A 17,837-nucleotide genomic window follows, 5' to 3' on the forward strand; every position below is an offset into this window, starting at 1 on the left:
ACGATCGAGCGGCGGCCCCGCTCCCACCGGCAGGACCGGTCGGGGCGGGGCCGCCCGCATGAATGGCGGTGGGACTGTGACACGACAGAACGGCGGTATTCAGCACAATGGGGCGGCCGACCTGGTCAAGGCGAGAACGCAATTGCTCGAGGGGGCGGGCACCCGCAATCCGCGGCTCGATCCGGAAGGGCTGCGTTCGGCCCTGGTCGACCTGTTCGAACTCTGGCTGACCAGCAAGGGCAACGAACTCGGCATCACCCCCGACAGCGGACTCGCCGTCGTCGCGGTCGGCGGACTCGGTCGCCGCGAGATGCTCCCGTACTCCGATCTCGACCTGGTGCTGCTGCACGACGACGTCGACCCGGCGATCGTCTCGGAAGTGGCCGACCAGCTCTGGTACCCCCTGTGGGACGCCCACATCAAGCTCGATCACAGCGTGCGCACCGTGCCACAGGCCCTGCGGGTCGCCGCCGACGACCTGATCGCGGGCCTGGGCCTGCTCGAGGCCCGCCACATCGTCGGTGACGAGGACCTGACCAACCTGCTCATCGGCGGAGTCCGCCGGGAATGGCGCACCGGCATCCGGTCGCGTTTCGACGATCTGATCGCCCAGACCAAGGCCCGCTGGCAGCGCAGCGGCGAGATCGCCCACCGGGCCGAACCCGATCTGAAGAACGGCCGCGGGGGCCTGCGCGATATCCAGCTGCTCGACGCGCTCGCCGTCGCCCAGCTCACCGACGCCATGCCGGGCCTCGGCCCGGACGTTCCCGGTGGCGGCCTGAAACAAGCCCACCGCAGACTGCTCGACGTGCGCACCGAACTGCACCGCGTCGCGGGTCGCGCGCGTGATCAGCTGCGCGCGCAGGACGCCGACGAGATCGGTGCCGCGCTGCGGATCGGCGATCGGTTCGACCTGGCCCGTACCCTGACCGATTCGGCCCGCACGGTGAGCTATTCCACCGATGTCGGCCTGCGCACGGCCGCCAACGCACTGCCTCGGCGCGGCCTGGCGCGGCTGCGCCGGATGCCGGTGCGCCGACCGCTGGACGAGGGCGTCGTCGAACACTCGGGAGAGGTGGTGCTGGCCCGTGACGCCAGGCCGCAGCGCGATCCCGGCCTGATCCTGCGGGTGGCGGCGGCCTCGGCACAGACCGGATTGCCGATGGCGGCGACCACGCTCAACCGGCTCTCCGAGGACGCGCCCGAGCTGCGTGAGCCGTGGCCGAAGGACGCGCTCAACGATCTGCTCGTGCTGCTCGGCGCAGGCCGCGGCAGCATCGACGTGGTCGAGGCGCTGGACCGGACCGGGTTGTGGGGCAGGCTCTTTCCCGAATGGGGTGCCGTGCGCGACCTGCCGCCGCGCGACGCCATGCACACCTGGACCGTCGACCGGCACCTGATGGAGACGGTCACCTACGCCGCCGGGCTCAGTACCAGAGTCGCCCGGCCCGACCTGCTCGCGCTCGGCGCGCTGTTGCACGACATCGGCAAAGGCAGGACCGGCGATCACAGCATCGTCGGCGCCGAGCTCGCCCTGCATATCGGGCGCAGGCTCGGCCTGTGGCCCTCGGACGTGCGCACGCTCAGCGCGATCGTGCGCCATCACCTGCTGCTGCCCGACACCGCGACGCGCCGCGACCTCGCCGATCCCGAGACGGTGCAGTTCGTCGCCGACGCCCTCGGCGGCGATGTCGGCCTGCTCGAACTGCTGCACGCGCTGGCCGAGGCGGACTCCCTGGCCACCGGCCCCGGCGTGTGGGGTGACTGGAAGGCCTCGCTCATCGGCGACCTGGTCCGCCGCTGCAAGCTGGTGATGGCGGGGGAGCCGCTGCCGCACCCGGAGCCGATCGATCCGGTGCTGCTGGACAAGGCCGCGGCCGGCGGCGTGCACGTCACCCTGACGCCGGGGGACAGCAAGCACACCTTCGTCGTCACGGTCATCGCCCCCGACGAGCCGGGCCTGCTCTCGGACTCGGCCGGGGTACTGGCCCTGCACGCGCTGCGGGTCCTGTCCGCGGATGTGGGCGCCGCCGGGGAGTCGGCGGTGAACACGTTCGTGGTGACACCGAAGTTCGGCGATCCGCCGGACGCGGGCCTGCTGCGCCAGGAACTGATCCGCGCGACCTCCGGTGCCCTGAATCTGCCCGCGCTGCTCGCCAAACGCGAGACCGAGGCGGTGGGCGCCGGACCTGGCCGTTACGCGCTGGCCACCCCGCGGCTGATCTGGATTCCCGCGACCGCACCGGGGCAGGTGATCCTGGAACTGCGCGCGGAGGACCGGGTCGGCCTGCTCAGCAGGCTGGCCGGCGTCTTCGCCACCGCGGGCGCGAATGTGCGGTGGGCCAAGGCGGTGACGATGGGTTCGGCCGTGGTCGACGTCTTCTGCCTCGACCTCGGCGACGTCGACAGTCCGCAGCTGCGCGACCGCATCGCCGAGGCGGTCATGGACGTGGTTCCGCAACCGCCACCCCCGCCGCCACCCGGCGAGGACACCGAGGGCTGACACGCCAAGGACACGGTTTCACCACCGATTGCTATCAGGTTGCCCTGCAAACCGCCCGCGCTGCCTGATCAGTCGCGGCTGGACCTATAGCATTCGAGACGTCTGGCTGTCACCCGCTGTCGAGGGGAGCAGATCCGTGGCTATCGAAGTCGTGTCCGCATCGATGATGACCAGCGACGCGACCGCGCACATCGCGCGGTGCGTCGGCGGTGACCTGTGGGTGGTTTCGTGGCTGCCGGGACGCACACTCTCGGGAGCTCAAGCGCTGGCGGCGATGACCATCGCCTCCACCACCGCACACCACCGCGACAGCCCCGATGCCGAATGGGAACGCATCGAGGCGCTCGCGCGTGAGCTCGGCCTCACCGGGCGCGAAGCGGTGTACCTGGTCAACATCGAGAATCACGAGTTGCGCCGCACCGCGCCACCGCACGTGCGCCACCGGGAATAACACCCATTACCCTGGGAGGGCAATAGACGTCCCTTTCAGATCAGGAGCGCGATCGGTGTTCGAATCCCTGTCCGACCGGCTTACCGGTGCACTGCAGGATCTGCGCGGTAAGGGGCGGCTGTCACCGGCCGACATCGATGCCACCGCGCGCGAGATCCGCCTCGCCCTCCTCGAAGCCGACGTGGCGCTGCCGGTGGTGCGCGGCTTCATCGCCAACGTCAAGGAGCGCGCCAAGGGTGCCGAGGTCTCCGCGGCGCTGAATCCGGCGCAGCAGGTCGTCAAGATCGTCAACGAGGAACTCGTCGGGATCCTCGGCGGCGAGACCCGCAGACTCGCCCTCGCCAAGAATCCGCCGACGGTCATCATGCTGGCCGGTCTGCAGGGTGCCGGTAAGACCACCCTGGCGGGCAAGCTCGCCAAATGGCTCAAGGGCCAGGGCCATCAGCCGATCCTGGTCGCCTGTGACCTCCAGCGCCCCGGCGCGGTCACCCAGCTGCAGGTCGTCGGCGAGCGGGCCGAGGTCCCGGTGTTCGCCCCGCATCCAGGCACCTCCATCGGTGGTGGCGAGAACCCGCTCGGCATCTCGGCGGCCGACCCGGTGGCGGTGGCCAGGGCCGGTGTCGAAGAGGCCGAGGCCAAGCAGTACGACGTGGTGATCGTCGATACCGCGGGCCGCCTCGGCATCGACGCCGAGCTCATGCGTCAGGCCGCGGGCATCCGCGACGCCGTGCAGCCCGACGAGACGCTGTTCGTGCTCGACGCCATGATCGGACAGGACGCGGTGTCCACCGCGGAGGCGTTCCGTGACGGCGTCGGCTTCACCGGCGTGGTACTCACCAAGCTCGACGGTGACGCCCGCGGTGGTGCGGCGCTGTCGGTGCGCAACGTCACCGGCGCGCCGATCATGTTCGCTTCCACCGGCGAGAAGCTGGAGGACTTCGACGTCTTCCATCCCGACCGGATGGCCTCGCGCATCCTCGGCATGGGCGACGTGCTCACCCTGATCGAGCAGGCCGAGCAGGTCTACGACGCGCAGCAGGCCGAGGCCACTGCCCGCAAGATCGGCAGCGGCGAGCTCACCCTGGAAGACTTCCTCGACCAGATGCTGGCCATCCGCAAGATGGGCCCGATCGGCAACCTGCTCGGCATGCTGCCCGGTGCGGGCCAGATGAAGGACGCCCTCGCCCAGGTCGACGACAAGCAGCTCGACCGGGTGCAGGCCATCATCCGCGGCATGACCCCCGCCGAGCGTGACAACCCGAAGATCATCAACGCCTCCCGCCGCCTGCGCATCGCCAACGGCTCCGGCGTGCAGGTCTCCGAGGTCAACCAGCTGGTCGACCGCTTCTTCGAGGCCAAGAAGATGATGGCCATGATGGGCCGTCAGATGGGCCTGCCCGGCGCGCGCCGCGGCAACACCAAGAAGGGCAAGAAGGGCAAGAAGGGTGGCCGCGGGCCGACCCCGCCGAAGAACCGCGGCGGTTTCCCCGGCATGCCCGCCGGGATGCCAGGACTGCCGCCCGGCATGGATCTGTCGCAGATGCCGCCTGGGCTCGACCAGCTGCCGCCGGGCCTGGAGGGCATCGACCTGTCGAAATTCAAGTTCCCCAAGAATTGACAGCGAGGGCGGCCGATCCGTTCGGCCGCCCTTTCGGCGTGCTGGTCCCCGGCTCAGATCAGGCCGGGGATCAGTGCTTTCCGGTCGGCGGGGTAGTCGGCGAACTTCTCCCGGTACCAGCGGTGGGTCGCGAAGGCGCGCGGTACCAGATTGCCCGCGGTGATGAGGAAGATCGCCACGCCGGCCAGGGACCAGGTGAGCAGGGCGAAACCGGCCCAGGCGATCAGCTCGCCCAGATAGGCCGGGCTGCTGACGAACCGGAATCCGCCGCCGAACGGGATCCGGTACTCGGCCGCGCCGGGATCGTTCTTGTCGCGCAGGTTGCGCACGATCGCCTCCGAGCGCACCAGCAGCGCGAAACCGCCGAGGTACACGACCAGCCCGAGCAGGAACCGCGGGTCGGTGAACCAGTCGGTGCTGTACTGGTTCTTGTAGTCGTTGCTGAAGAACGCGCCGTTGAGATAGCCGTGCAGCGCCGTCACGAACACGCCAGCGGCGACCACCGACACATTGAACGTGCTCTTCTTCCCCGGCATCTGGCGGATCGACAGCGGGAAGAACCACCCGCGATTGCCGTAATGCAGGACCCAGATCGCCGCGAGCACCAGCGGCACCGGCTCGAACCGGTCCGGCCCGCTGAGATAGAACACCGCGAACACGACCGTTGCCGGCAGTTCCATCAACCACCAGCCGAGCCTCGGGTCGAGATTGAAGCCGACCGAGGTCGAGGCGAAGCGGCCGTACGGGCTCTGGGCGAACAATCCACCGATGATCACGAATGCGGCGAAGCCGAAGGCGATGGCCAAGACCGTGTCGTAGGTGGTGTTTCCGGTGTACCAGTCCATCGAGATCCTTTGTCCGACTGGGCGCTGGGCCAGATCCCCGGCGCAAAACTAGAACACGTTCTATCATGGATCGCGGGGCTGAAGCGCGAATTACGGAGGACTTGTATGCCGGTGGACCGGACCGCTGACGACCTGCTGGCCGCCGTGCGGGCCTCCCCGCGAGCGGTGGCCGCGCACGACAAGGACGCCTGGGTCGGCCTGTTCGTCGGCAACGCGGCGGTGCACGACCCGTACGGCTCGCGGGAACACATCGGCCGCGACGCCATCTCCCGCTTCTACAACGTCTTCATCGCGCCGAACTCGATCGTCTTCCAGGTCGACCGCGATCTGGTGACGGGCCGCACGGTCGTCCGTGATCTGCGCATCGCCACCACCATGTCGACCGGCGCCACCGTCACCGTGCCCATGCACCTGCGCTACGACCTCGTGGAATCCGGCGGAGCATGGAAGATCGCGCGCCTGGCCGCGCACTGGGAACTGGCGGTGATGATCCGCAGGCTGCTCGGAACCGGCGTGGCGGGGATGCTGGCGGGGGTGAAACTCGGACCGCAGCTGGTCGCCGAACTCGGTGTCGGCGGTGCCATGGGCATGATGCGGGCACTGCGCGGGGTCGGCCGACCGGGCAAGCGTGTCGTCGGCAGGCTGTTCGGCGCGGCTGCCCAGAGTGACGCGGACCGGATGGCGGCGCTGTTCGACGCCGGCGCGGCGCTCGAGCTACCCGCGGGGCAGCCGGTCGGTATCGCCGAGTTCGCCGCGCTGGCTCGCGGCATGCGGTGGGAGAAACTGATCGCGGCGGGCCGCACGGTCAGCGCGAGCGTGCGGATCGGTGCCGCCCGCGGGGTGGCGTTCGTCGACTTCGCGGCGACGTCGCCGCAGGTCGTGGCCGTGACGGTATTCCTCGACAGGCCCATCGCCGAGTAGCCGGAGCATCGGCCACGGCCCGGAGTTGTCCCGGTCGCATGTCCGGGACGGGCGGCGCGTTACCCCGGAAGTTCGCCATGATGCCCGCCGCATGTGCACGGTGGCGAGAGGTTTTCGGCCCGGGTCGAACGGTCGCCGGGTAAGGGGTCGGTAGTCGCGGCGAGTGTACGGGCGGCCGGGCCGGGCGGTAGGTTCGGATCGAAGGCCGACGTCTGGAGGTTCGTGTGCATCTGCGTGGTGTGGTTCTCCCCGGTGCCGAGGAACGCGACCTGTGGGTGGTCGACGGCACGGTCACCTTCGAGCCGGTGGCCGGGGCCGAAACCCTGTGCCGCGCAGGATGGATCGTGCCCGGCCTGGTCGACGCCCACTGCCACGTCGGTATCCGCTACGGCGGCGGTGACGAGACGCGCGACGGTGCGATCGAGCAGGCCGAGACCGAACGCGACGCCGGCGCGCTGTTGCTGCGTGACGCGGGCTCGCCGATCGACACGCACTTCATCGATGAGCACCCCGACCTGCCACGGATCATCCGCGCCGGCAGGCACATCGCCCGGCCGAAACGCTACATCCGCGAACTCGGCATCGAGCTCGACGACGAGCGCGAGCTGCCGGAGATCGTTGCCGAGCAGGCCCGCTTCGGTGACGGCTGGGTCAAGATCGTCGGCGACTGGATCGACCGCTCCGTCGGCGACCTGCGTCCGCTGTGGAGCGACGACATCCTGAAGCAGGCGATCGACGCCGCCCACGCCAACGGAGCCCGCGTCACCGCCCATGTCTTCGGTGAGGACGCCCTGCCCGGCCTGATCAACGCCGGCATCGACTGCCTCGAACACGGCACCGGCCTCGCCGACGACACCATCGAGCTCATGGTGGCAGGCGGCACCGCCCTCGTCCCCACCCTGATCAATATCGACACCTTCCCGAGCATCGCCGACGGCGCGGGCAAGTTCCCCGTCTACGCGGCCCACATGCGCGACCTGCACCGCCGGGTCCGCGACACCGTCGGCAAGGCACACGAGGCGGGCGTTCCGATCTACGCGGGCACCGACGCGGGTGGTGGCATCCGGCACGGCCGCATCGCCGACGAGATCGCCGCCCTCACCGGCGCAGGCCTGTCCCCGCACGACGCCCTCGGTGCCGCCTCCTGGAACGCGCGCACCTGGCTCGGCCGCGAATCCGTCAGCGAAGGCGCCCCCGCCGATTTCGTCGTCTACGCCGAGGACCCGAGATCGAACCCCGCCGCCCTCCTCGACCCACAGTGGGTGGTCTTGCGCGGCGCGGTGGTGAAGATCCCGAACCCGGTCACCGGCCACCGCTGAACCGAAGAGTCAAGCCGGACGCCACCGAATCGGTGCGTGCAACGGGCTGCTGGGGGTCCGACCGGCAGGTCGGCTGTGGTTTTGTGCAGGTCAACCCAGGCGCTCGCTACACTTGACAGTGCCCCGTGCCACAGGTACTCATGCCGTGGGAAATGCCGGAGCAGTTCGAGTGGCCATTGAATGGTGCACAGGGAGGTCGGACGGAATGACCGCGAGCGCCGAGGTTTCGATGATCCACCCGTTGGGCCCGAACACTGTTGAAGACTGGCTTGCCGCTGAGCAGCCGGACGATGGATCGCGACTCGAACTCATCTGGGGGTACCTGCACATGACGCCGCCGCCTGGTGGTCCGCATCAGTTCGTGACGTTCAGGCTGGCTGTGGTGCTGAATGAGGCGCTGCGCGTGGCCGCGCGCTCGGACCTCACGGTCTTGCCGGGTGTCGGTGTGCGAATCAGCACCCCGTTCCGGACGGGCGTCATCCCTGATATTTCGGTGGTGACCGGTGGCTTCGAACACACCAGTTTCAGCCCGGAGAACGTGGTCCTGGCCGTGGAGATCTGGTCTCCGGGCAACACCAGAGAAGAGCGCGACACGAAGATCGCCGCGTTTGCCTCGGCGCGGGTGCCCTACCTCTGGATCGTCGAGCTGCCAGTTGGTAGGCCGGTGAAGTTCGAAGGCTACACCTTGGGTGAGTCGGGATACCGCCAGGAGGTGTATGCCGCCGACGGAGAGACGGTGAAGGCACCGAGTCCGGTCCCCGTGCTGGTCGACACCGCGCAGTTGCGGTGACATAGCGCGGCGATAGCGGCAGGCGATTTCGGCGGGAACACACCGGTCTGGCACAATGGTCAACCGTCCTTGCAGGACAGTGTCAGCCCGTCTCCGGTTCCGTACCGCGCGGCGGTCACGCACTTCATGCGCGAAACCGGACTCGCAGACCATGCGGGTCGCCGAATCGCGCGGTGACCACACCTATCGAAAGAGGCAGATCAGCATGGCTGTTCGCATCAAGCTCACCCGCCTGGGCAAGATCCGCAACCCGCAGTACCGCGTCGTCATCGCGGACGCCCGCACCCGTCGTGACGGCCGGGCCATCGAGTCCATCGGCAAGTACCACCCGAAGGAAGAGCCCTCGCTCATCGAGATCGATTCCGAGCGCGTGCAGTACTGGCTGGGCGTCGGCGCGCAGCCGACCGAGTCGGTGCAGCGTCTGCTGGAGATCACCGGCGACTGGCAGAAGTTCAAGGGCCTGCCGGGCGCCGAGGGCACCCTCAAGGTGAAGGCCGCCAAGCCGTCCAAGCTGGACCTGTTCAACGCCGCGCTGGCCGCCGCCGACAACGAGCCGGTCGCCGAGGCCGTCACCCCCAAGAAGAAGGCCGCCAAGAAGGACGAGGCCGCCGCTGAGGAAGCCGCCACCGAGGCTGCCGAGTAATGACTGCCGTTGTTGCCGATGCCGTCGAACACCTGGTTCGCGGCATCGTCGCCAACCCCGATGACGTCCGCGTCGAGCTGATCACCGGCCGCCGCGGACGTACGGTCGAGGTGCACGTCCACCCTGAGGATCTGGGCAAGGTGATCGGTCGCGGTGGTCGTACCGCGACCGCGCTGCGCACCCTGGTCGCCGGTATCGGCGGCCGCGGTATCCGGGTCGACGTGGTCGACACCGACGCCTAGATGGAACTCGTCGTAGGTCGGGTCGCCAAGTCGCACGGCGTGCGCGGCGAACTCGTCGTCGAAGTGCGCACCGACGAACCGGAGCTCCGGTTCGCGCCGGGTGCCGTACTGCACGGTCGCCTGCCCAAGGCGAAGACGACCACCGACTACACCGTGAAGTCGGCCCGGGAACACTCGGGCCGGCTTCTGGTGTTCGTCGACGGCGTCGCCGATCGCACCGCGGCCGACGCGCTGCGCGGCATGCTGTTCGTGATCGACAGCGACTCGCTGCCGCCCTCGGACGACGACTCCTATTACGACCACGAGCTGGAGGGTCTGACCGTCCGGCTCGGCGACGGCACCGTCGTCGGAGAGGTCACCGAGGTACTGCACTCGGCCGCGGGCGAACTGCTGTCGGTGCGCGCCGCCGACGACGGCCGCGAAATCCTCATTCCCTTTGTCACCGCCATCGTGCCGACCGTGTCGATCGCCGACGGACTGGTGGTCATCGATCCGCCCGAGGGCCTGCTCGATCCGGAGTAATTCGTGCAACTCGATGTCGTCACGATCTTCCCGGAGTATCTGGAGCCGCTGCGGACCGCGCTGCTCGGCAAGGCCGTGGACAAGGGCCTGATCTCGATCGCCGTGCACGATCTGCGGGACTGGACCAGCGACGTGCACAAGTCGGTCGACGATTCGCCCTACGGCGGCGGTCCCGGCATGGTCATGAAGCCCACCGTCTGGGGCGACGCGCTCGACGAGGTGTGCCCCGACGACGCGCTGCTCGTCGTCCCGACCCCGGCGGGTGTGCCGTTCACCCAGGCCACCGCCCAGCGCTGGTCCACCGAGCGGCATCTCGTCTTCGCCTGCGGCCGCTACGAGGGCATCGACCAGCGGGTCTTCGACGACGCCGCCCGCCGGGTCCGCGTCGAAGAGGTGAGCATCGGCGACTACGTGCTCATCGGCGGCGAGGCGGCCGTGCTGGTGATGACCGAGGCCGTGGTGCGCCTGATTCCGGGCGTACTCGGCAATCAGCAATCCCATCAGGAGGATTCGTTCTCCGACGGGCTGCTGGAGGGCCCGAGCTATACTCGCCCGGTTTCCTGGCGTGGTCTGGACGTGCCACCGATCCTGCTGTCCGGTGACCACGCGAAGGTGGCCGCCTGGCGCCACGAGCAGGCGCTGGAACGGACCCGCGCGCGGCGCCCGGATCTGCTGCCGGAGCGATAGCCGCTACGACGTCGTGGTCCGCGCGGTGATGCAGAACGGGTGCCCGGCCGGGTCGAGCAGCACCCGCCAGCGCGGATCCTGCTGCACTGGAGCGAGTTTCGCGCCGATCGCCAGGGCGTGCTGCTCGCACAGCGCCAGATCGGTGTCGGCGGCCAATTCCAGCTGCACGGTGGCGCTGCCCGGCCACTGCGGCGGATAGTAGTTCTCGACGCGTTGCGCGGCGACGGTCAGCCCGGACGGGATGCGGATGCCCACGCTGTGCGCGTCGTTCCACAGCACCCGGCCGCCGAGCAGCCCGAGATAGAAGCGGGCGAGGGTTTCTGGGTCGTCACAGTCGAGCGAGACACCGGCCAAGTGGAAAGGCTCCGTCATCGGACCGACGGTACCGGTCCCGGCGCCCGGCGAGACTGGTTTGTCCCAAAGGCAATCGGGTAACCAAAGGGGTTGTTCGCTGTGCCGATGTACAGGACGGGGATTGCTCGTTCCATGCGGAAAGTGTTCCGTGGCCTCGCGGTTCGCCGCGTGTCCGCGGTGACGATCCAAGTGCCCAGCACAGCGCCTGTGCGCCTGCGGAATTCGGCGGTCGAACAACGGGCGTGCTCGCGGCACGGGAGGAACCAGACATTCCGGATGGAACTTCACGCGAGGCGCACCACGCCGGATCGGCGAGTACCGGCGTGACAGATCTCACGGCAGCAGGCGATGTCGACGCGCCAATGCCACCGCCTCGTGCCTGGTCCGCGCGTCCAGTTTGCTCATCGCCTGCCGCAGGTAGCTCTTCACCGTCTCCTGACCCAGCGACAGCCGCGCCGCGGTCTCCTGATTCGTGCACCCGAGCGCGACCTGGGCGAGCACATCGAGCTCGCGCGGTGACAGCCTCGGCGCCGAGTCTGCGGATTCACCGGTGAGGACTCCGGTCAGCCGCGCGCACACCCCGGCGAGCCGGTCGCGCAGCGCCGTGTCGCCGGTAGCGGTCGCCGCGGCGCGCAGCTCGGCATGGATCTCGCGCAACTCCTCGGTGGTGGCCGTGGCCGTCGCCGGTGCGGGCGCGGCGAGTTCGAGCATTCTGACCCGCCGGTCCACCTCGTCGCGCACCGCGATCTCGGCGGCCAGCCGCCTGCTCGCCTGCACGATCACCTCGGCCGTCCGATCGCCGAGCGGGCCGACCGCGCGAGTGGCCGCGTAGATGACCGCGCGGGCCCGGTCGGCGACCACGACGGGCACCGCGACCACCGACCGCAGCCCCTCGGTGGTGACCGGTCCGTCGTAGTGGTGGGTGATGGTCGACGCGCCGCGGTAGTCGGCCACCGCCGCGGGGCGGCGCAAGTCGATCACCTGCCCGCCGAGCCCGGAGGCGCGCAGCACCGACAGGCCGCGCAGCCCGGTGGTGACGGTGCCGAAGAACTGGGTGAGCAGCAGTGTGTCGGCCTCCACCGGGCCGCCGAACACCACCGGAACCTGCGCGAGGCGGGCCACCCGGCGGATCTCGGCGCGCAGGGCGTCGTCGTCGCGGGGACGCAGCAGAGCAGTGGCCATCATGGGTCACCCCTTTTCGGGGGTAGTAGCGATCGTGAGCTGTGCCACATTCTAAGGGAGCCCCTGGCCGACCGGTCCGGGTGTGGAGGAGAACCGCGATGAGTACCGACCTGGACGCGCGCGTGCGCGATCTGCTCGACCAATACGACGGAGCAACGGCCTGTGCGGCCGAGCTGCTGTGTGATCGGCATCCGGCCGAGCGCATCGCGTTCACGGTCGTGGAGTCCGATCTGCGCGCGTATGACCTGACCTACGGCGAGCTGCGCGAGCGCTCGGCCCGGTTCGCGGCCGCGCTGGCCGAGCTCGGTGTCGGCCCCGGTGACCGGGTGGCGACGCTCATGGCCAAGTCGGCCGATCTGGTGGTCGCCCTGCTCGGCATCTGGCGCCGCGGTGCGGTGCACGTGCCGTTGTTCACCGCCTTCGCCCCGCCTGCCATCGGCTTCCGGCTCACCGCGAGCCGGGCGAAGGTGGTCGTCGTCGACGCCGACCAGGCCGCGAAACTGGCCACGGGCACCGACATTCCCGCCGACCGGGACCGCCGGATCATCGTTGTCGGCGGGGGCGAGTCCGCCGACGCGCTCGACTTCGACACGCTGCTCACCGCGCACGCGGCGGACGACCCGCGCGCAGCCCCGGTCGCGGTCGGAGGTGACGGCCTGCTGGTCCAGCTGTTCACCAGCGGCACCACCGGAACACCCAAGGGCGTCCCGATCCCGGTGCGCGCGCTCGCCTCGTTCCACGCCTATCAGGAGTTCGCGCTGGACGTGCGGCCCGACGACGTCTACTGGAACGCCGCTGATCCTGGCTGGGCCTACGGGCTCTACTACGCGATCCTGGCGCCGCTGGCCTCGGGAGTGCGCAGCCTGCTGCTGCACGCGGGTTTCTCCGCGCCGCGCACCGTCGAGGTGCTGCGCCGGTTCGGTGTCACCAATTTCGCCGCCGCGCCGACGGTCTACCGTGCGCTGCGCGCCGGGGAGGTGCCAGCGGGGATCACGCTGCGGCGGGCGTCGTCGGCGGGCGAGCCGCTCACCCCCGATGTGGTGGCCTGGTCCGAGCAGGCGCTCGGGGTCGCGGTGCGTGACCACTACGGCCAGACCGAACACGGCATGGTCATCTGCCACGCCTGGCACCCCGACCTCGACCGGCAGGCCCCGCTCGGCTCGATGGGTGCCCAGCTGCCCGGCTGGACCTGCGCGGTCCTTTCCCCGGACGCCGATGTCGAGGCCGCGCCGGGCGAGGTCGGCCGCGTCGCCATCGACACCGACCACAGTCCGCTGCTGTGGTTCCTCGGCTATCTGGACGCGCCCGAACGCACCGCGAGCCGCTTCACCGCCGACGGGCGCTGGTACCTCACCGGCGATGTCGGCGCCCGCGATGCCGACGGCTTCTTCCACTTCAGCTCGCGCGACGACGACGTGATCATCATGGCCGGGTACCGGATCGGCCCGTTCGAGGTCGAGAGCGTGCTGGTGCTGCACGAGCAGGTCGTCGAGGCCGCCGTCGTCGGGATGCCCGACGAACTGCGTGGCGAGGTGCTGGAGGCGTTCGTGGTGCTGCGCGACGGCGGCACCGGCGGTGACGCGCTGACCGCCGAACTCCAGCAGCTGGTCAAGGACAAATTCGCCGCGCACGCCTACCCGCGCCGGGTGCATTTCGTGCCGAGCCTGCCCAAGACCCCGAGTGGCAAAGTGCAGCGTTTCGTGCTGCGCGGCAAGGAGACCCGCTGATGCCCGAATCCAGTTACGCCTGCGGCCTCGCCGACACCCCGCTGCGCGGTGACACCATCGGCGCCGACCTCGACCGCACCGTCGCGGCGTTTCCCGACCGGGACGCGGTGATCGACCGCCCATCCGGGCGCCGCTGGACCTACCGTGAACTCGGTGCCGTCGTCGACGCCGTCGCGACCGGCCTGGCGCAGCTCGGCGTCGAGGCGGGCGATCGGGTCGGGATCTGGGCGCCCAACTGCGCCGAATGGCTCTTCGTCCAGTACGCGACCGCCAAACTGGGCGCGATCCTGGTCAATATCAACCCCGCCTACCGCACCAGTGAACTCGCCTATGTGCTCGGGCAGGCCGGGGTGCGGTTGCTGATCGCGGCACCGGAGTTCAAATCCTCGAACTACGTGGCGATGATCGACGAGGTGCGGCCGGAGTGTCCCGCGCTCGAACAGGTGCTGATCCTCGGCAGCGAGCCGTGGCAGCGGGTGGCGGCCACCGAACCGGACGCAGCGCGGCTGGCCGCCGTCGGCGCGACCCTGTCGGCCGACGACCCGATCAACATCCAATACACCTCGGGTACCACCGGATTCCCGAAAGGCGCCACGCTCAGCCACCACAACATCCTCAACAACGGCTTCTTCGTGGGCGAGCTGTGCGGCTACACCGAGGCCGACCGGATCTGTGTGCCGGTGCCGTACTACCACTGCTTCGGCATGGTGATGGGCAATCTCGCGGCGACCTCGCACGGCGCGGCCGTGGTGATCCCGGCACCCTCGTTCGATCCGGCCGCGACCCTGGCCGCCGTCGCCGCCGAACGCTGTACCTCGCTCTACGGGGTGCCCACCATGTTCATCGCCATGCTGGCCGAGCTCGACGCCGGGGCAAGCGTCGACCTGTCGAGCCTGCGCACCGGCATCATGGCGGGCTCGCCGTGCCCGGTGGAGGTGATGAAGCGGGTCATCGATCAGCTCGGCATGACCGAGGTGTCGATCTGCTATGGCATGACCGAGACCTCGCCCGTGTCCACCCAGACCCGCAGCGACGACAGCATCGAGCGCCGCACCGCCACCGTCGGCCGGGTCGGCCCGCACCTGGAGGTGAAGATCGTCGACCCGGCGACCGGCGCGACGCTGCCGCGCGGCCAGGCGGGCGAACTGTGCACCCGCGGCTATTCGGTGATGCTCGGCTACTGGGACCAGCCGGACAAGACGGCCGAGGCGATCGATGCCGCTTGCTGGATGCACACCGGCGACATCGGCGTGATGGACGACGACGGCTATCTCTCGGTCACCGGCCGGATCAAGGACATGGTCATCCGGGGTGGCGAGAACATCTATCCACGGGAGATCGAGGAGTTCCTCTACACCCACCCCGATATCGTCGACGCACAGGTGATCGGCGTCCCCGACGCGAAATACGGTGAGGAACTGATGGTCTGGCTGCGTCTGCGCGAGGGCGCCGCCGTGCTCGACGCCGCCGCCGTGCGTGACTTCTGCACCGGCAGGCTGGCGCACTACAAGATTCCGCGCTACGTCCACGTCGTCGACGAATTCCCGATGACCGTCACCGGGAAGGTACGCAAAGCCGAGATGCGCGAACTCGCCGAGGGCCTGCTGGGTTGACCTGGGAGTCCGCCGGGTGTCGGGCAGGAGCTGTAGTCTCTGCGGTCGTGACGACAGCTCCCGAGACCGACACACCGACCATCCTCGCCAGCGTGGGCAGGCGGATCGCCGACGAATTGGGGGTGCGCGAGACCCAGGTCCGTGCCGCCGTCGAACTGCTCGACGGCGGCTCGACCGTGCCGTTCATCGCGCGCTACCGCAAGGAGGTCACCGGCGGCCTCGACGACGCCCAGCTCCGTCAGCTCGACGAACGTCTCGGGTACCTGCGTGAACTCGACGAGCGGCGTGGCGCGATCATCGAATCCATCCGGGGCCAGGGCAAACTCGATCCGGCGCTGCATCAGCAGATCATGCTCGCCGAGACCAAGGCCCGGCTCGAGGACATCTACCTGCCGTACAAGCCCAAGCGCCGCACCAAGGCCCAGATCGCCCGCGAGGCCGGGCACGAACCGGTCGCCGACGCCCTGCTGAACGAGCCGACCACCGATCCCGCTTCCTACAGCGCCGAACAGCTCGACGGTGCCCGCGCGATCCTGGTCGAGCGCTTCGCCGAGGACGCCGACCTGGTCGGTGAACTGCGTGAGCTGATGTGGAACCGAGGCCAGGTGACCTCGACCGTGCGCGCGGGCAAGGAGGAGGCCGGGGCCAAATTCGCCGACTACTTCGAGTTCAGCGAGCCGTTCCGCAAATTGCCTTCGCATCGGATCCTCGCGCTGCTGCGCGGTGAGAAGGAAGAGGTGCTCACCCTGCACCTCGAACCCGACACCGAGGAGCCCGCGCCCGGCGAACGGTCGATCTACGAGGGCCGCATCGCGGTGGCGTTCGGCATCGCCGATCAGGGCCGCCCAGCCGACTCCTGGCTGCTCGACACCGTGCGCTGGGCCTGGCGAACCAAGCTCCAGGTGAGCCTCGGCATCGATACCAGGATGCGGCTGCGGCAGGCGGCCGAGAAGGACGCCGTCGACGTCTTCGCCGCGAACCTGCGTGATCTGCTGCTCGCCGCGCCCGCGGGCACCCGCGCCACCATGGGTCTCGACCCCGGCTACCGCACCGGCGTCAAGGTCGCCGTCGTCGACGCCACCGGCAAGGTCGTCGCGACCGAGGTGATCTACCCGCACAAGCCGCAGGGGCAGACCGAGAAGTCGCTGGCCGTGCTCGGCGCGCTGGTGGCCAGGTTCGGCGTCGAGCTCATCGCCATCGGCAACGGCACCGCCTCCCGCGAAACCGATGCGCTCGCCGCCGAACTCATCGCGCGCATCCCCGAGCACAAGCCGACCAAGATCGTGGTGTCGGAGGCGGGGGCGTCGGTGTACTCGGCGTCGGCCTACGCCTCGGCGGAACTGCCCGATATGGATGTCTCGCTGCGTGGCGCGGTCTCCATCGCCCGCCGCCTGCAGGACCCGCTGGCCGAGCTGGTGAAGATCGACCCCAAGTCGATCGGCGTCGGCCAGTACCAGCACGACGTATCCGAGACCCTGCTCGCCCGCTCGCTCGGCGCGGTGGTCGAGGACGCGGTGAACGCCGTCGGCGTCGACGTGAACACCGCGTCGGTGCCGCTGCTGTCCCGCGTGTCCGGCGTGTCCGGTTCGGTGGCGGAAAGCATTGTGGCGCACCGCGACCAGCACGGCCCGTTCCGCAGCCGCACCGCGCTGCTCGATGTGCCGCGCCTCGGCCCCAAGGCCTTCGAGCAGTGCGCGGGGTTCCTGCGCATCCGCGGTGGCGACGACCCGCTCGACACCTCCGCGGTGCACCCGGAGGCCTATCCGGTGGTGCGGCGCATCCTCGAGCACACCGGTAGGCCGGTGGCCGAGGTGCTCGGCGACACCGGCGCCTTGCGCGCACTGCGGCCCGCCGATTTCACCGACGAGAAGTTCGGTGTCCCCACCGTCACCGACATCATCACCGAGCTGGAGAAGCCGGGCCGCGATCCACGCCCGGAGTTCAAGACCGCGGAGTTCGCCGCCGGGGTGGAGAAGGTCGCCGACCTGAAGCCGGGCATGGTGCTCGAAGGGGTGGTCACCAATGTGGCCGCGTTCGGCGCTTTCGTCGACGTGGGCGTGCACCAGGACGGGCTCGTGCACGTCTCGGCCATGTCGCACAGCTTCGTCAAGGATCCGCGCGAGGTGGTCAAATCCGGTGACGTGGTGAAGGTGAAGGTGCTCGAGGTCGACGTCGCCCGTCAGCGGATCGGGCTGAGTCTGCGGCTCGACGACGAGCCGGGCAAGCCCGCACAGGGGGACAATCGAGGAGGCGGCGCGGCGCGCGGCCAGAGCCGGGGTCAGGGACGTCCGCAGGGCGGCCGTGGCCAAGGCGGGAAGGGACAGGCGCAGGGGCGCGGTGGCAACCAGCGCAAGCCCGCGTCCGCACCGACCGGATCGATGGCCGACGCATTGCGCCGGGCAGGATTCGGCGGCAAGTAA

16 protein-coding genes are annotated in these 17,837 nt (G+C 69.5%); 13 read left to right on the forward strand and 3 right to left on the reverse strand.

Annotated elements, in window-relative coordinates:
- Nucleotides 1-58 precede the first annotated feature (58 nt).
- From ACFOW8_RS16510 to ffh, 3 genes are all read left to right on the forward strand, one after another.
- Entirely contained in the window at nucleotides 59-2,503 is a 2,445-nt protein-coding gene (locus ACFOW8_RS16510; RefSeq protein ID WP_378551503.1) for a [protein-PII] uridylyltransferase, read from the forward strand.
- 136 nt (nucleotides 2,504-2,639) lie between these two features.
- A complete protein-coding gene (locus ACFOW8_RS16515) occupies nucleotides 2,640-2,954 on the forward strand; it encodes a hypothetical protein (RefSeq protein ID WP_378551504.1) in 315 nt (104 codons plus the stop codon).
- Nucleotides 2,955-3,009: 55 nt separating this feature from the next.
- Nucleotides 3,010-4,572 (forward strand): signal recognition particle protein, encoded by a 1,563-nt coding sequence (ffh, locus tag ACFOW8_RS16520; protein ID WP_378551505.1) that lies wholly within the window; start codon nucleotides 3,010-3,012, stop codon nucleotides 4,570-4,572.
- 53 nt (nucleotides 4,573-4,625) lie between these two features.
- Here ffh and ACFOW8_RS16525 read toward each other — a convergent pair whose 3' ends face one another.
- Nucleotides 4,626-5,417, reverse strand: coding sequence for a 3-oxo-5-alpha-steroid 4-dehydrogenase (locus ACFOW8_RS16525; protein WP_378551506.1), 792 nt, complete (start codon nucleotides 5,415-5,417; stop codon nucleotides 4,626-4,628).
- 105 nt (nucleotides 5,418-5,522) lie between these two features.
- Here ACFOW8_RS16525 and ACFOW8_RS16530 point away from each other — a divergent pair, with 105 nt between their 5' ends.
- The 7 genes from ACFOW8_RS16530 (at nucleotide 5,523) to trmD (ending at nucleotide 10,541) form a co-directional block, all read left to right on the forward strand.
- Nucleotides 5,523-6,338: a nuclear transport factor 2 family protein gene (locus ACFOW8_RS16530; protein ID WP_378551507.1), complete on the forward strand. Its 816-nt coding sequence runs from the start codon at nucleotides 5,523-5,525 to the stop codon at nucleotides 6,336-6,338.
- A gap of 224 nt (nucleotides 6,339-6,562) precedes the next feature.
- On the forward strand, nucleotides 6,563-7,657 hold the full coding sequence (locus tag ACFOW8_RS16535; RefSeq protein WP_378551508.1) for a metal-dependent hydrolase family protein: 1,095 nt from the start codon (nucleotides 6,563-6,565) through the stop codon (nucleotides 7,655-7,657).
- Nucleotides 7,658-7,862: 205 nt separating this feature from the next.
- Nucleotides 7,863-8,447, forward strand: coding sequence for a Uma2 family endonuclease (locus tag ACFOW8_RS16540; RefSeq protein WP_378551509.1), 585 nt, complete (start codon nucleotides 7,863-7,865; stop codon nucleotides 8,445-8,447).
- Between the two features lie 205 nt (nucleotides 8,448-8,652).
- On the forward strand, nucleotides 8,653-9,090 hold the full coding sequence (gene rpsP, locus ACFOW8_RS16545) for a 30S ribosomal protein S16 (protein ID WP_378551510.1): 438 nt from the start codon (nucleotides 8,653-8,655) through the stop codon (nucleotides 9,088-9,090).
- Nucleotides 9,090-9,332 carry an RNA-binding protein gene (locus tag ACFOW8_RS16550; protein ID WP_019048210.1) on the forward strand — a complete coding sequence of 81 codons (243 nt, stop codon included), beginning with the start codon at nucleotides 9,090-9,092 and terminating at the stop codon, nucleotides 9,330-9,332. The genes rpsP and ACFOW8_RS16550 overlap by 1 nt, the downstream gene beginning before the upstream one ends.
- Nucleotides 9,333-9,854 carry a ribosome maturation factor RimM gene (rimM, locus tag ACFOW8_RS16555; protein ID WP_378551511.1) on the forward strand — a complete coding sequence of 174 codons (522 nt, stop codon included), beginning with the start codon at nucleotides 9,333-9,335 and terminating at the stop codon, nucleotides 9,852-9,854.
- Between the two features lie 3 nt (nucleotides 9,855-9,857).
- Nucleotides 9,858-10,541, forward strand: a complete 684-nt coding sequence (gene trmD / locus ACFOW8_RS16560) for a tRNA (guanosine(37)-N1)-methyltransferase TrmD (RefSeq protein WP_378551512.1) — start codon at nucleotides 9,858-9,860, stop codon at nucleotides 10,539-10,541.
- Nucleotides 10,542-10,544: 3 nt separating this feature from the next.
- Here the strand turns inward: trmD and ACFOW8_RS16565 are convergent, their stop codons facing one another.
- A complete protein-coding gene (locus ACFOW8_RS16565; protein WP_378551513.1) occupies nucleotides 10,545-10,913 on the reverse strand; it encodes a VOC family protein in 369 nt (122 codons plus the stop codon).
- A gap of 315 nt (nucleotides 10,914-11,228) precedes the next feature.
- Entirely contained in the window at nucleotides 11,229-12,080 is an 852-nt protein-coding gene (locus ACFOW8_RS16570) for a helix-turn-helix transcriptional regulator (RefSeq protein ID WP_378551514.1), read from the reverse strand.
- A 95-nt stretch (nucleotides 12,081-12,175) separates the two neighbouring features.
- Between ACFOW8_RS16570 and ACFOW8_RS16575 the strand changes: the two genes are divergently transcribed.
- Genes ACFOW8_RS16575 through ACFOW8_RS16585 form a run of 3 tightly spaced genes read left to right on the forward strand, consistent with a single transcriptional unit; the run spans nucleotide 12,176 to nucleotide 17,837 of the window.
- Nucleotides 12,176-13,804: an AMP-binding protein gene (locus ACFOW8_RS16575; RefSeq protein ID WP_378551515.1), complete on the forward strand. Its 1,629-nt coding sequence runs from the start codon at nucleotides 12,176-12,178 to the stop codon at nucleotides 13,802-13,804.
- Entirely contained in the window at nucleotides 13,804-15,417 is a 1,614-nt protein-coding gene (locus ACFOW8_RS16580; protein ID WP_378551516.1) for an AMP-binding protein, read from the forward strand. The genes ACFOW8_RS16575 and ACFOW8_RS16580 overlap by 1 nt, the downstream gene beginning before the upstream one ends.
- Before the next feature lie 47 nt (nucleotides 15,418-15,464).
- Nucleotides 15,465-17,837 carry a Tex family protein gene (locus ACFOW8_RS16585; protein ID WP_378551517.1) on the forward strand — a complete coding sequence of 791 codons (2,373 nt, stop codon included), beginning with the start codon at nucleotides 15,465-15,467 and terminating at the stop codon, nucleotides 17,835-17,837.

This window comes from Nocardia rhizosphaerae (assembly GCF_042650365.1).
GTDB lineage: Bacteria > Actinomycetota > Actinomycetes > Mycobacteriales > Mycobacteriaceae > Nocardia > Nocardia rhizosphaerae.

Bases quoted from the DNA above. Each gene is read 5' to 3' on its own strand.
- ACFOW8_RS16510 (WP_378551503.1), top strand. From the start codon at position 59: ATGAATGGCGGTGGGACTGTGACACGACAGAACGGCGGTATTCAGCAC.
- ACFOW8_RS16525 (WP_378551506.1), bottom strand. From the start codon at position 5,417: ATGGACTGGTACACCGGAAACACCACCTACGACACGGTCTTGGCCATC.
- ACFOW8_RS16530 (WP_378551507.1), top strand. From the start codon at position 5,523: ATGCCGGTGGACCGGACCGCTGACGACCTGCTGGCCGCCGTGCGGGCC.
- ACFOW8_RS16540 (WP_378551509.1), top strand. From the start codon at position 7,863: ATGACCGCGAGCGCCGAGGTTTCGATGATCCACCCGTTGGGCCCGAAC.
- rpsP (WP_378551510.1), top strand. From the start codon at position 8,653: ATGGCTGTTCGCATCAAGCTCACCCGCCTGGGCAAGATCCGCAACCCG.
- ACFOW8_RS16550 (WP_019048210.1), top strand. From the start codon at position 9,090: ATGACTGCCGTTGTTGCCGATGCCGTCGAACACCTGGTTCGCGGCATC.
- rimM (WP_378551511.1), top strand. From the start codon at position 9,333: ATGGAACTCGTCGTAGGTCGGGTCGCCAAGTCGCACGGCGTGCGCGGC.
- ACFOW8_RS16565 (WP_378551513.1), bottom strand. From the start codon at position 10,913: ATGACGGAGCCTTTCCACTTGGCCGGTGTCTCGCTCGACTGTGACGAC.
- ACFOW8_RS16570 (WP_378551514.1), bottom strand. From the start codon at position 12,080: ATGATGGCCACTGCTCTGCTGCGTCCCCGCGACGACGACGCCCTGCGC.
- ACFOW8_RS16575 (WP_378551515.1), top strand. From the start codon at position 12,176: ATGAGTACCGACCTGGACGCGCGCGTGCGCGATCTGCTCGACCAATAC.
- ACFOW8_RS16580 (WP_378551516.1), top strand. From the start codon at position 13,804: ATGCCCGAATCCAGTTACGCCTGCGGCCTCGCCGACACCCCGCTGCGC.